This window comes from Aquabacterium sp. (assembly GCF_016195855.1).
GTDB lineage: Bacteria > Pseudomonadota > Gammaproteobacteria > Burkholderiales > Burkholderiaceae_C > Aquabacterium.
Genome location: NZ_JACPYU010000015.1, coordinates 38,774 through 52,571, shown reverse-complemented (window position 1 = coordinate 52,571; position 13,798 = coordinate 38,774). Strand labels below are relative to the sequence as shown.

Sequence of the window (13,798 nt, the reverse complement as noted above, 5' to 3'; positions counted from 1 at the left end):
GCCGCGCTCAGTTGCGTTGAGGGTAGATGCCTTGCGTGGCGATGAACACGTTCATGGCCAGGTAGGGCGGCATGGTGCTGACGGGGGCCATGGCGCCGGTGGGCGTGTTCATGTCCGTGTTGCCATTGACCGTCACGGCGGGTTGGCCCGACAAGGTCGTCGTGAGGTTGCCAGTCAGCGTCGTGGTGGGGTTGCCCGTGAACGTCACCGTTGCCGAGCCACTGATGCTGCCGCTGGCCATGGTCACATCTGGTGCGCTGCTGGCGTAGATGCGGTTGGCCGGGCTTTGTGGCGTGGCCAAAGAGCCGCCACTGGCCGATGCACTGCTGGCATTGCCGCTGGAGCCCTTGAGGCTCAGTCCCGAGGCGGATGCCGTGGCCGAGACGCCCGTCATGGTGGTGGTGGCGGTGAGGCCCGTGGGGGTGGTGGCAGCCGCAAGCGTGCCCAGCGTGACCACCGTGTGCACGCCTGCATTCAGGCCGTGGATGTGGGCGGGCAAGGGCACGTTGGCGGTGGTGAGCGTGACGCTGTTGGCGCCGCCCACCTGGCCTGGGGTGTACATCGGCAAGCCATTGCCCTGGCCTGCACCCACGATGACGCGGCCACGCAGATCCGGCAGTTGGAAGTTCTGCACGCCATTGCCGCCGTAGGTGGTGCCAATCAACGAGAACAGCGCCTGGTTGCTGCTGACGGCGAGGAGCGCACCATTGGCTTGTTGGAAGCCGTTGAGGTTGGTCCAGGGCACGGCCATCACGCAGATCGAAGCCATGATGGGTTCACTGGAGCAGGCCTGAACGTTCAGGCTGATCAAGGCGCATGCGCTGCCCAAGGCCCATGCCTGGGCGACCTTCAAAGTGGAGGATGGCTTCATGTGTGGCTCCTGATTGAATCGTGGTGGTGACGATGGGCTTTACTGCGTTGCATGGCCTTGCCGCGAGCTTGGGCCGGGCGCATGAATGTGGTGAGCGTGATCAGGGCGCAGGCGGTGCCATCAGCACGCGCCCGCTCATGCCCGCCATGAGTTCATTGAAGCGGCCATCGACCACGGCCGACAGCTTCACCGACTGGCTGACCGGGTCCACCTTGGCGCCGATGCGCTGCACGCGAGCCGGGTAGGTCTTGCCGGTTTCATCGATCTGAACCTGAAAGCCCTGGCGCGGCTTGAGCCAGGCCAGCCACTTGCTGGGCACGATGAACTCCAGCTCCAGGGCCGAGTCATCGAGGATTTCCAGGAGGGGCTGGCCCGCCTGCACGAACTGCTGCTCGCGCGCTTTTTGCTCGACGACGCGGCCGGGGAAGGGCGCTGTCACGGTGCACTTGGACAGCACCACCTTGCCAGCGGCCACGTCGGCACGTGCCTTGGCCACCTCGGCTTGCGACACGGCCAACTCCACCTTGCCAACGGCGTTCATCTCTTCAAGCCGCTGGTTGGCCTTCCAGGTCTTGTCGGCGGCATCCAGCGTGGCTTCGGCCTTGCTCAGTTGCGCCTGTTGCAGCGAGCAGTCCAGGCCGATGAGGGTGTCGCCCGCCTTGAAGCGCGCGCCTTCTTCAAAAGGCAGGCGGCTCACCTTGGCGCCAATCTCTGAAGCCAGCGTGGTGTAGCGCCTGGGCAGCAGCTGCGCACGGATCTCGCGCCGGTCGAGCGCTGGCATGCTGGAGGGGGGCAGCGATGCCGGGATGATGTTCGGGGCGGCACCCGGGGTGCCACGCCCCGGCTCGGCCGCATGGGCGCCGGGCAGGGCCATGGTGGCCACCATGACCAAGATCATGGCGAGCCGGGCTGTACGGGGCAACAGACGGTTGGTCGTCATGGCCGTGCGATGTTCAAGGTTGCGTATCGGCGTGGGCCACGTTCTCGGTTGGGGTCAGCGAGGCCGCCACCAATTTCGTCAACTCGCCCAGCGAGAGCTGGTGGCCATCGGGCAGGGCAGGCTCCATGCCCAGTGTGGCTTGCAGCTTGCCGGCTGCGGCCTGCATCTGCGCGAGGGCTTGATATCGCCTGAGCTGGCTCAGGATGGCCGCCGTGTTGTTGCTGATGCGATCGAGTTTGGTCTGGGTCTGCGCCTGCTCGCGCATGGCCACCTGCCCGGCGATGTCCTGGTCCACCTTCCAGATCGCATCGGCGCGTTCGAACTGGTGCACCGCGTTGTTGAACTGCAGCCGCGCCACGTGCACTTGCGTCAGCAGGGCCATCTGCGTGGCCATGCGCTGTTGATCTGCCAGGGTCACGCCGGCATCGGCCAGGCGCATCTGCGCAGGAGCCGACAGCAGGCCCAGCAGGTTGAAGGAGATCTGCGCTGCGGCTTCCGACCAACTGCGGTTGACCAGGTAGTTGTCGTTGCTGCCATTGACGCTGTAGCTGAACGAGATGCCCGGAAACAGCTTGAGCATGGCGCGCCGCGTTTCAAGGCGGGCGATGCGGCTGTTGTAGAGGGCGGTGCGCAGATCGGCATTGCGGGCCATGGCCTGATCTTCCATCTGTTCGATGCTCAGGCCACGCAGTTCCTGGCCAGCCGTTTCGGACGGTTCGACCACCTTGATGGCCTGACCAAGCGGCAGGTTGGTGAGCGAGGCCAGCTCAATCTGGGCGGTCGACAGCTCTTGCTCGATGGCCTCGAGCAGGCGCAGGTTCTCCAGCAACTGGCGTTGGTAGCGCAGTGGCTCCAGGGGGCCACGCACGCGTTCGCCACTGGCCTTGCGGGCGTCGGTCAACGCGTCTTCGCCTTCCGAGATGGCGTTGTGCACGGTCTCACGCAGCTTCTGGGCGCCAGCGGTGCGCCAGAAGGCGGTGCGCACATCCTGCATCAGGTTGTGCAGGGCCTTGCGGCGCTGCTCGCCGGCCAGCAGCACGCGGTCGGCGTTTTGCCTGGAGGCGTAATAGCTCTGGCCGAAGTCCAGCAGGCTCCAGGTGAAGCTCAGGTCCGTGGTGGTGACCTTGCGTTCGCTGGAGATATAGGGGTTGGCCAGCGAGGGCAGCCCGGTGACCGAGTCGGTGCTGCGGGTGATCAGGTCCTTGTCACGGTCGCGGTAGCCTGCCTGGGCCACCAGCTTGGGCAGCATGTCGAACTGGCTGACATCAAGCTGGCCTTGCGCCACGGCCTCGGCCATGATCTGCACGCGCCGGTTCAGGTTGTACTTGATGGCCCTGGCGATGGCCTCGTCCAGCGAGAGCGGGCCTTGCAGGGGCGCCACATCCTTTTGCAGCTGCGCGCGGTCGGCGGCACTGGCCTGGGCGATTTCGGCGGGAGTGAGGGGCGTGGGCTTGAGAGAAGCACAGCCACCAAGGAACAGGGCGGCACAGGGCAGCAGCACCCAGGCGGCCAAGCGTGGAGATCGAGCAGACATGCGACAGGTTCCTCTCCGCTTATGTGCCACGCAGCGGGTGAACCCGCATGGCTGTGGCAATTGATATCCGCATGCACAAGCAATTTGTGCAGTGCGGTAAGCCGCATCATGGCGGTTAAACGTAAGGAGAGGTAGTCTGGGGAAACTACGCGATTGACATCACGAGATCAGTGATTTGATTTGACGCAATCCCCTGTTTGGGTGTTTGGGCGATCAGGCAGAGAGCAGCTCCCAGCGTTCCAGCAAGCCCATCAACTCTTCGTCGATGACTTCGACGCGCGCGTGCATGGTGGCCACGTTGGCACCCTCCTTGCGGTAGATGTCCGGGTCGGCCAGTTGCTTGTTGAGTTCGGCCTGCTCGGTCTCCAGCGCCTCGATGCGGGCGGGCAGTTCGTCCAACTCGCGCTGCTCCTTGTAGCTGAGCTTGCGCTTGGGCTGTGCGACCACGGGGGCCGCCGGTGCAGCGGGCGCAGCGGTGTCTGCTGCCACGGTCACGGGTGTGCGGGTGCTGGCTTCCGGCGCCTGCTTGGCCGAGGTGGCGATGGTGGCCGCACCGGGCTTGCCGGCCGAGATGGCCTTGGCGCGGCGCGACTGGATCAGCCAGTCTTCCACGCCGCCTTCGTATTCGCGCCAGGCGCCGTCGCCTTCGGCGACCAGCGTGCTGGTGACCACGTTGTCCAGGAAGCGCCGGTCGTGGCTGACCAGGAAGACGGTGCCGGGGTACTCATCCAGCAGGTCTTCCAGCAGGTCCAGGGTGTCGATGTCCAGGTCGTTGGTGGGTTCGTCCAGCACCAGCACATTGGAGGGTTTGGCAAACAGGCGCGCCAGCAGCAGACGGTTGCGCTCGCCGCCGCTGAGCGTGCGCACGGGCGAGTTGGCGCGGGCGGGCGAGAACAGGAAGTCCTGCAGATAGCCCATCACGTGCTTGCGCGAGCCATTGATCTCGATCCACTCGCTGCCCGGGCTGATGAAGTCGGCCAGGGTGGCGTCCAGGTTGAGGTTGTCGCGCATCTGGTCGAAGTAGGCGACGTTCAGGTTGGCGCCTTGCTTGACCGTGCCGCTGTCGGGTTGCAGCTCGCCCAGGATCATCTTCAGCAGCGTGGTCTTGCCCGCGCCGTTGGGGCCGACCAGGCCCACCTTGTCGCCACGCAGGATGGTGCCCGAGAAGCCCTTGACGACCGCGCGGCCGTTGTAGGTCTTGCTGACGTTGTCGAGTTCGGCCACGATCTTGCCGCTGCGGTCGCCTTGTGAGACTTCCATCTTGGCGCGGCCCACCGTGTCGCGGCGGGATGCACGGGCGCTGCGCAGGTCTTCCAGGCGCTTGATGCGGGCCACCGAGCGGGTGCGGCGCGCCTCCACGCCCTTGCGGATCCAGACCTCTTCTTGCGCCAGCAGCTTGTCGAAGCGGGCATTGGCCAGGGCCTCGTCGGCCAGTTGCTGCTCTTTGAGCATCTCGTAGGCCGCGAAGTTGCCGGGGTAGGAGCGCAGGATGCCGCGGTCGAGTTCGACGATGCGCGTGCAAACGTTGTCCAGGAAGGCGCGGTCGTGGGAGATCAGCACGATGCTGCCCTTGAAGGCCACCAGCAGCTCTTCCAGCCAGGTGATGGCGTCCAGGTCCAGGTGGTTGGTGGGTTCGTCCAGCAACAGCACGTCGGGGCTGGCCACCAGGGAGCGGGCCAGGGCCACACGCTTCTTGGTGCCGCCCGACAGGCCATCGATGGGCAGGTCGGCGTCCAGGCGCAGGCGCTGCAAGGTCTCGTCGACGCGTTGCTCCCAGTTCCAGCCATTGCGCGACTCGATGAGGGTCATCAGCGCATCCAGATCGTCACCCTCGGCGTGGGCCTCGAAACGCTCGCGCGCGGCCTTGACCTCGGCCAGGCCCTCGCTGACGGTGCTGAACACCGTCGCACCATCTGAAAAGCTTGGCTCCTGCGGCACGTAGGACACCTCGATGCCACTCTGGATCTGCAGCTGCCCGTCGTCGGGTTTTTCCAGGCCGGCCATGATCTTGAGCAGGGAGGACTTGCCCGTGCCATTGCGGCCGATCAGGCCGACACGCTCGCCGGTTTCCAGCGAGAACGCAGTGTGGTCGAGCAGGGCGACGTGGCCAAAAGCCAGGCAGGCGTCGCTCAGAGTCAAAACAGCCATGTGAAATCCAGTCAGGGGGCAACCCGCTATTGTCGCCGCTCGGGTGACAATGCGCGCATGTTGGCTTGGAAGTACCTGCGTTGGGCGCTGCGTTCGGCATCTTGGCTGTGGCTGGCGAGCGTGTTGCTCTTGCCTGGCCTGGCTGGTGCCGCCTCCTTGCCAGGCCCTGTTCACGCGGTGGTGGATGCCAACACCTTGCCACCGGTTCCCGTGGCGGACCACGAGGTCACCACACTGGAGGCGGCCTGCATCCTGCCCGGCAGCGCGATGCCGCCCGGGCCGCAGGCCGCATGGCGCCACGTCACGCTGCCCCATATCTGGCGCGAGACGCACGCTGACGAACAGGGTGCCATGTGGTACCGCTTTCGCGTGACCATGGCACATGCGCCCGATGCACTCTGGGCCATCTACCTGCCTCGTGCCGTGATGAACGCGCAAGTCTGGGTCAATGGGGTGCCCATGGCCTACACCGGCTCCATGAGCGCGCCCGTGACGCGCAACTGGTATGTGCCTTTGCTGGTGCAGGTGCCAACCGGCGCCTGGCGTGATGGCGACAACGTCATCCACATCAAGGTGGTGAGTGGCTTCATGAGCCGGGATGGCCTGGCCCCCGTTCAGGTCGGCCCCTTGACGCTGCTGGAGGCGCCTTACAAGACGCGCCTGTTCTTGCAAGTGGATGGTGCCTACTTTGCCAACACGGCCGTGCTCGCACTGGGTGTCTTCATGATGATCGCCTGGATGCGTGACCGTGATCAGGTCGCCATCGGTTTTCAAGGGGCCTCCGCCGTGTTGTGGGGCGTGGGCAATTCGGCCTACCTCGCGGCCCACCCCTTTTTCGGTGACGCGGTCTGGGCACCTTTGTCGGTGACCGCCATGGTCTGGTCGGCGCTGGCCATGGCGCTGTTCTTTCGGCGTTTTGTCGGCCGGCGTTCTCGGTTGGTCGAGCGGGGCGTCCTGGGGCTGATGCTGGTGACCCCCTTGTGGGCCTGGTTGAGCGCCTCTGTCCATCTGATCGTATTCGGCTATGGCGTGGCCTACGTGATCTTCATGGTCTGCATGGTTCAGGCGATCCATGGCGTGATCAAGTCCGATCGCCGTGATGGCGTCTGGCTGCTGGGCGGTTGTGCCTTGCTGGTGCCCGCGGCGGCTCATGATGTGGCCTTTCAGGTCAACTTGCTGCCGTTTGACGCCATCTACACGCTGCCCTTTGTGAGCCCGATCATGATGTCGTGCATTTTCTACGTGCTGGCTGGTGACTATGCCCGCTCGCGCCGCGCGCTCAACAGGCTCAACGGCAACCTGGCCGAGACGCTGGCCCAGCGTGAAGCCGCCTTGCGTGAAAGCTTTGCGCGCCTGGCCGAGCTTGAGCGTGCACAGGCGGTGTCGGCCGAGCGCAGCCGCATCCTGCGCGACATGCACGATGGCGTGGGGGCGCACCTGACATCGGCCTTGAGACAGTTGCAGTCGCCGCAAGAAAACAAGGTGGACCTGGGCCTGGTGACCCAGACCCTGCGCGATTCACTGGACCAGCTCAAGCTCTCCATTGACGCCTTGTCCCTGCAGCCGGGCGATGTGGTGGGCCTGCTGGCCAGCTTGCGCTTTCGCATCACCCCACGGCTGAAGGCGGTCGGGTTGGAGCTGGTGTGGGATGTGGCCGATCTGCCACCCTGGCCGCAAGGCCATGCGCCGGCGCTGCGCCAGCTTCAGTACATCCTGTTCGAGGGCTTGTCCAATGTGCTGCAGCACTCCGGGGCCACGCGCCTGACCTTGTCTGCCCATGCCAAGGCTGATTGCCTGGAGGTGAGCCTGATCGACAACGGGCGAGGCTGGAGCGGCGAGGGTGAAGGCCAGGGCCTGCAGGCCATGAGGGCCAGGGCCAGTGTGATCGGTGCGCGCATTGCGTTTCTGGCCCGCCCTGAGGGGGGCGCGGAGTTGCGCGTGAGCCTGCCTTTGAAGGCTGATGCCGAGCTTGATTTATCCTCTGCAGCATGAGTTCATTGGCAGCACAAGAAGTCTGGCGCGTGGTGCTGGTTGAAGACAACCAGGCCACACGCACCTTCCTCGAAACTTGCGTCAAGGGGCATGCCCAGTTGAGGCTGGCCGCGTCCTTTGCGACCCTGGCGCCAGCGCGCGCCTGGTTTGCCGAGCAGGGTGCCGACCTGCTGCTGGTGGACCTGGGCTTGCCCGATGGCAGTGGCCTGGACCTGATGCGGGACGTGCGCCAGCACTGGCCGCAATGCGACATGCTGGTGGTCTCGATGTTCGGTGACGAGGAAAACGTGCTGGCCAGCATCGAAGCCGGTGCCGTGGGTTATGTGCACAAGGACGACGAGGCCGCCGACATCGCCGACACCTTGCTGGCGGTCAAGCGCGGCGCCTCGCCCATCTCACCCATGATCGCGCGGCATCTCTTGCGCCGCATGCAGCCTGCTCAGCAGGCGCTCAGGCCTGTCGAGCCTGCCGTGGTGGAGGTGGCCCCCCTTGGCACCGAGGTGGACTCGCCCATTGTGCTCAGCCGCCGCGAGCAGGAGGTGCTGGAGTTCATCGCGCGTGGTTTTTCTTACGCCGAGATCGCACGCCAGCAAGGCATCACCGTGCACACGGTGCAGACCTACATCAAGAAGCTCTACGGCAAGCTGGCGGTGCACTCGCGCAGCGAGGCCGTGTACGAGGCCAATCGCCTGGGCTTGCTCAACAACTTCGGCAGCCAGTTCAAACCTCAGGCCTGAACACGTGCTTCCAGCGCGTCGATGAAACGCTTGGCCACATCCCAGCCCGTTTGCTGTGTGATCTCCTGGAAGCAGGTCGGGCTGGTCACGTTGATCTCGGTCAACTGCTCCCCGATGATGTCCAGGCCCACCAGCAGCAGCCCCCGTGCCGCCAGGATGGGGCCCAGGTGGCGCGCAATGGCCCAATCCGACTCGCTCAGCGGCTGGGCCACGCCTTTGCCGCCAGCGGCCAGGTTGCCTCGCACCTCGCCGCCTTGCGGGATGCGGGCCAGCGCGTAAGGCACCGGTTCGCCGTCGATCACCAGCACGCGCTTGTCGCCCTGCGCGATGGCCGGCAGGAACTTCTGGACCATGATGGTCTGCTGGCCGTCCTTGGTCAGGGTCTCGGCGATGCTGCCCAGGTTCAGGCCGTCTTCCTTCACGCGGAAGATGCCCATGCCGCCCATGCCATCCAGGGGCTTGAGGATGATGTCCGTGTGGGTGGCATGAAAGGCCCGCACGGCCTCGATGCTGCGGGTGACCAGGGTGGGTGCGATGTAGAGCGGGAATTCGAGGATCGCCAGCTTCTCAGGGTGCTCGCGCAGGGCCTGCGGCTTGTTAAACACCTTGGCGCCTTCGCGTTCGGCCTGCGTGAGCAGGTGCGTGGTGTAGATGTACTCCGCATCGAAGGGCGGGTCCTTGCGCATCAGCACCGCGTCCACGCTGGCCAGCGCGAGCTCGGCGGCTTCCAGCTCTTCGAACCAGTCATGCTCGTCGCCTGTCAGGCTGATGCGGCGCGATTGCGCCTGCACCCGGCCACCGCGCTGCCACACGATGTCCTGCGGCTCGCAGGCCCACAACTCGTGGCCGCGCCCGGCCGCCTCGCGCATCATCGCGAAGGTGCTGTCCTTGTAGGTCTTGAAGGTGTGCAGCGGGTCGGCGACGAAGAGGAGCTTCATGGTGTGTCCGTGTCGTTGGCGGGGCGATGGTGGAAGTTTTCCACGAACAGCGTGAGCGTGCCAGCCACCAGCCCCCAGAAGGCCGAGCCCACGCCCAATATGGTCACGCCTGACAGCGTCACCAGAAACGTGATAAGCGCCGCCTCACGGAAGCGGTCTTCGCGCAAGGAGGCGGCCAGCCCGCTGCCAATGGTGCCCAGCAAGGCCAGGCCGGCCACGCCCATGATCAAGGCTGCCGGAAAGGCATTGAGCAAGCCGGCCACCGCGCCGCCCAGCAGGCCCATGGCGATGTAGAACAGCCCGGCCATCACGGCAGCCGTGTAGCGCTTGGCCTGGTCGGCATGGGCGTGCGGGTTCAGCACGATGGCGGCCGTGATCGCGGCCAGGTTGAAGGTATAGCCCCCGAAAGGCGCCAGCAAGAGGGTGGCCACGCCAGACCAGCTCATCAGCGGGGACACCGGCGCCGCATAACCCGACACCCGGATGGCCGATACACCCGGCACCGCTTGCGAAGCCATGGTGACGATGAACAAGGGCAGCCCCATGCCGATGACCGCATGCCAGGACCATTGCGGCGTGACCCACACCGGCCTGGCCCAGCTCAGTGTGAGCACCTGGGTATTGAGCAGGCCCTGTGAGGCAGCCAGGGCGGTGCCCAGCATCAGCACGCCCAGCACCGCATAACGAGGCCACCAGCGTTTGCCGACCAGGTAGGTCAGCAGCATGGCCACGACCAAGGAGGGATGGGTGGTGGCGCCGGCAAACGCCATCAAGGCGAACTTGGCCAGGATGCCCGCCAGCAAGGCCGAAGCCAGTGCCACCGGGATGCGGTCCATGATGCGCTCGAACCAGCGCGTGACGCCGCACAGCAGCATCAGCACGCCGCAGACCAGAAACGCCCCGGTGGCCTCACCCAGCGAGACACCGGTGGCGGCGCTGGCGATCACGGCGGCGCCGGGTGTGGACCAGGTGATCAGGATGGGTGCGCGCGTCCACAACGACAGGCCGATGGTGGTCAGGCCCATGCCGATGCCCAGTGCCAGCACCCAGGAGCTCACCTGGTCGGGTGTGGCACCCAGCGAGCGGGCCGCATGGAAGATCAGCGCGATGGTGCTGGTGAAGCCCACCAGCGTCGCGACAAAACCGGCCGATACGGCTGCGGGTGACAGGTCGCGCAGCACGTGTGGGCCGGGTGAAGCGGGCCGGTTCAGATCTCGACCTTGGAGCCCAGCTCGACCACGCGGTTGGTTGGCAGGCTCAGGAAGTCAGCGGCCCCGGCGGCATTGCGGTGCATGCTGGCAAACAGCTTTTCACGCCATGGCGCCATGCCGCTGCCAATGGTCGGGATCACGATGTCACGTGACAGGAAATAGCTGGTTTCCATGTCATTGAGCTCCACGCCGTGCTCTTTCAGGTGCGTGAGCGCCGCGGGCACATCAGGCTCGTTCTTGAAGCCCAGATGCAGCATCACCTGCCAGCAGTCATTGCCCAGGGACTCGATCTCGAGCTGCTCGCTTTGCTTGATCCAGGGCACCTCATGCGACTTGACGGTGACAAACAGGTTCTGCTGGTGCAGCACCTTGTTGTGCTTGAGGTTGTGCAGCAGCGCATTGGGCGTGGTGCCCGCGTCCGCATTGAGGAACACGGCCGTGCCGGCCACACGCAGCGGCGGGCTGGAGAACACGGCTTCCAGGAAGGGGTGCAGGTCGATGGCATCGGAGCGCAGGCGCTCGCTGAGCAGGTGGCGGCCATCCTTCCAGGTCATCATCAGGCTGAACATGATGAAGCCGATCAGCAGGGGGAACCAACCACCGTCGATCACCTTGATCACATTGGCACCGAAGTACACCAGGTCGATCGTGAAGAAGAAGCCGGTGGCGAAGATGCACAGCGGCAGCGACAGCTTCCAGGCAAAGCGGATCACGAAGAAGGTCATCACGGTGGTGATCAACATGTCGATCGTCACGGTGATGCCATAGGCCGCCGCCAGCTTGCCGCTGGAGCCAAAGAAGATCACGGCCATCACGATGCAGCCGTACAGCGCCCAGTTCACGAAGGGGATGTAGATCTGGCCGGTTTCGTTTTCCGAGGTGTGCAGGATGCGCAGGCGGGGCAGGTAGCCCAGCTGGATCACCTGCTTGGTGACCGAGAAGGCCGCCGAGATCAAGGCCTGCGACGCGATCACCGTGGCGCAGGTGGCCAGGCCAACCAGCGGGTACAGCGCCCATTGCGGGGCCATCTCGAAGAAGGGGTTCTCGACGTTCTCGGGGTGCTGCAGCAGCATCGCGCCCTGGCCGAAGTAGTTCAGCACCAGCGAGGGCATCACCAGCCCGAACCAGGCCAGGCGGATGGGGCGCTTGCCAAAGTGGCCCATGTCGGCGTACAGCGCCTCGGCACCCGTGGCGCACAGGATGACGGCACCCAGGGCGACAAAGGCCAGGTGGGGATGCTTGTACATGAAGCCCAGCGCGTGGTGCGGGCTCATGGCGGCCAGCACGGCCGGGTTCTCGGCGATGTGCTGCAGCCCGAGCACCGCCAGCACACCGAACCACAGCATGGTGATCGGGCCGAAGAACTTGCCAATGCCACCCGTGCCGTGCTTTTGCACCATGAACAGCAGGGTCAGCACGATCAGGGTCACCGGGACGACGGCCTTCTCCAGCCCTGGCGCGGCCACCTCCATGCCCTCGACAGCCGAGAGCACGGAGATGGCGGGGGTGATGACCCCGTCGCCAAAGAAGATCGCGGTGCCGAAGATGCCGATGGCCAGCAAACGGCCGCGCAGCGCGGGCCGATCCTTCACCGCCGTGGACGCCAGCGCCAGCATGGCAATCAGCCCGCCTTCGCCGTTGTTGTCTGCCCGCAGGATCAGCGTGACGTACTTCAAGGTCACGACCACGGTCAGCGTCCAGAACATCATCGACAGGATGCCGTAGATGTTTTCTGGCGTGAGCTGCAAATGCCCGTGGGCGAAGACTTCCTTGAGGGCGTACAGCGGGCTGGTGCCGATGTCGCCATAGACGATGCCGATGGCACCCAGGGTCAGGGCTGCCAGCTGGGAACCGCTGAGCTTGGCGTTGGAGCTGTGTGGCACGGAAAGTGGGCACGAATCAACAGAGCGTCCATTTTGCCTTTCTTCACACGGTTTTTGCTGCGCTGCAGTAGCGATATGACGTGAAGCCTGTCGCTATGCGGCGATTGACAGAACGCATTAGTTGTAGACCTCGGCGTTCGGATCGGTGGCTTCCAGCTCGTAACTGGCCGCCAACATCGCCAAACGTCCGATAACCCCATACATATAGAAGCGGTTGGGGGCGCTGACACCGGGTTTGACGCCAGGACGGGGCAATTGGGTGGGCTCGGCGAAAGCCAGGGGCGCGAAGCTTGAGCCCGGCGCATTGAGGTTCTCGTCGATGCCCCGCTCGGCGTGCACGCGGTAAAAACCGCCCACCACGTAGCGGTCGATCATGTAGACCACGGGTTCGGCCACGGCATCGTTGATCTGCTCATAGGTGGGCACGCCCTCCTGGATGATCACGCGGTTGACCTCCTGGCCGTCCTTGACCACCGACATCTTGTTGCGGGTGCGGCGGTTGAGTTCGGTCAACTCCTTGGCGTCGCGCACCGTCATGATGCCCATGCCGTAGGTGCCGTTGTCGGCCTTGACGATGGCAAACGGCTTTTCGTTGATGCCGTATTCCTTGTACTTGCGGCGGATCTTGTTTAGCAGCGCATCCACCTGCGATTGCAGGCATTCGGCGCCCGTGCCTTCCTGGAAGTTGACCTCGTCGCACACGGCGTACATGGGGTTGATCAGCCAAGGGTCCATGCCCAGCAGCTTGGAGAACTTCTTGGCGACTTCTTCATAGGCCTCGAAATGCTGGCTCTTGCGGCGCACAGCCCAGCCCGCATGCAGCGGGGGCAACAGGTACTGCTCGTGCAGGTCTTTCAACACATCGGGGATGCCGGCCGACAGGTCGTTGTTGAGCAGGATCGTACAAGGGTCGAAATGCTTGAGACCCAGGCGGCGCTTGGTGCGCACCAGGGGCTCGAGCGTCAGGGTGGAGCCATCGGCCAGCGTCAGGTCGGTGGGTTCGGTGATGGTGTCGTCCAGCGTACCCAGGCGGACATTGAGCCCGGCAGAGGTGAAGATCTGGATCAGGCGCTGGACGTTGGACAGGTAAAAGCTGTTGCGCGTGTGCTTCTCTGGGATGAGCAACAGGTTCTTGGCCTCGGGGCAGATCTTTTCGATGGCGGCCATGGCGGCCTGCACGGCCAGCGGCAGCATCTCGTGGGTCAGGTTGTTGAAGCCGCCCGGGTAGAGGTTGGTGTCCACCGGGGCGAGCTTGAAGCCCGCATTGCGCAAATCGACCGAGGTGTAGAAGGGAGGCGTGTGCTCCATCCATTCCAGGCGAAACCAGCGCTCGATGGCGGGCATGGACTCGAGCATGCGCTGCTCCAGTTCATTGATGGGGCCGGTGAGCGCGGTGATCAGGTGTGGGACCATGGTGGAGCGGGGCGTTGTGGCTGTGTTTATGAGGGATCGTAGCAAGTTCGGGGCGGGTATGCGCTTATTCAAGGCCTGAGCGCATTGGTTCTGGCCATTTTGTGCCGGGTGAGCGGCGCGGGGCGATTCGT

The 13,798-nt window shown here is 64.8% G+C and carries 10 protein-coding genes; 2 read left to right on the top strand and 8 right to left on the bottom strand.

Going from position 1 to position 13,798, the window contains the following annotated elements:
• Positions 1-7: 7 nt before the first annotated feature.
• The 4 genes from HY019_RS12600 to HY019_RS12585 form a co-directional block, all read right to left on the bottom strand.
• Entirely contained in the window at positions 8-871 is an 864-nt protein-coding gene (locus HY019_RS12600) for a tail fiber protein (protein ID WP_290692585.1), read from the bottom strand.
• A gap of 100 nt (positions 872-971) precedes the next feature.
• Positions 972-1,811 (bottom strand): efflux RND transporter periplasmic adaptor subunit, encoded by an 840-nt coding sequence (locus tag HY019_RS12595; protein WP_290692582.1) that lies wholly within the window; start codon positions 1,809-1,811, stop codon positions 972-974.
• Between the two features lie 13 nt (positions 1,812-1,824).
• Positions 1,825-3,345 (bottom strand): TolC family protein, encoded by a 1,521-nt coding sequence (locus HY019_RS12590; protein ID WP_290692579.1) that lies wholly within the window; start codon positions 3,343-3,345, stop codon positions 1,825-1,827.
• Positions 3,346-3,558: 213 nt separating this feature from the next.
• Positions 3,559-5,493, bottom strand: a complete 1,935-nt coding sequence (locus tag HY019_RS12585; RefSeq protein WP_290692577.1) for an ATP-binding cassette domain-containing protein — start codon at positions 5,491-5,493, stop codon at positions 3,559-3,561.
• A 57-nt stretch (positions 5,494-5,550) separates the two neighbouring features.
• Between HY019_RS12585 and HY019_RS12580 the strand changes: the two genes are divergently transcribed.
• On the top strand, positions 5,551-7,485 hold the full coding sequence (locus HY019_RS12580; RefSeq protein ID WP_290692575.1) for an ATP-binding protein: 1,935 nt from the start codon (positions 5,551-5,553) through the stop codon (positions 7,483-7,485).
• Positions 7,482-8,222, top strand: coding sequence for a response regulator transcription factor (locus HY019_RS12575; protein ID WP_290692573.1), 741 nt, complete (start codon positions 7,482-7,484; stop codon positions 8,220-8,222). Before HY019_RS12580 ends, HY019_RS12575 begins: the two co-directional genes overlap by 4 nt.
• Here the strand turns inward: HY019_RS12575 and gshB are convergent.
• The 4 genes from gshB to gshA all read right to left on the bottom strand — a co-directional run bounded on the left by gshB (position 8,213) and on the right by gshA (position 13,667).
• On the bottom strand, positions 8,213-9,160 hold the full coding sequence (gene gshB, locus HY019_RS12570; protein ID WP_290692570.1) for a glutathione synthase: 948 nt from the start codon (positions 9,158-9,160) through the stop codon (positions 8,213-8,215). The two genes, HY019_RS12575 and gshB, sit on opposite strands and share 10 nt — an antisense overlap.
• A complete protein-coding gene (locus HY019_RS12565) occupies positions 9,157-10,341 on the bottom strand; it encodes a benzoate/H(+) symporter BenE family transporter (protein WP_290692568.1) in 1,185 nt (394 codons plus the stop codon). The genes gshB and HY019_RS12565 overlap by 4 nt, the downstream gene beginning before the upstream one ends.
• A 26-nt stretch (positions 10,342-10,367) precedes the next feature.
• Positions 10,368-12,254 (bottom strand): potassium transporter Kup, encoded by a 1,887-nt coding sequence (locus HY019_RS12560; RefSeq protein WP_290692566.1) that lies wholly within the window; start codon positions 12,252-12,254, stop codon positions 10,368-10,370.
• A gap of 117 nt (positions 12,255-12,371) precedes the next feature.
• A complete protein-coding gene (gene gshA / locus HY019_RS12555) occupies positions 12,372-13,667 on the bottom strand; it encodes a glutamate--cysteine ligase (RefSeq protein WP_290692564.1) in 1,296 nt (431 codons plus the stop codon).
• Positions 13,668-13,798: the final 131 nt, after the last annotated feature.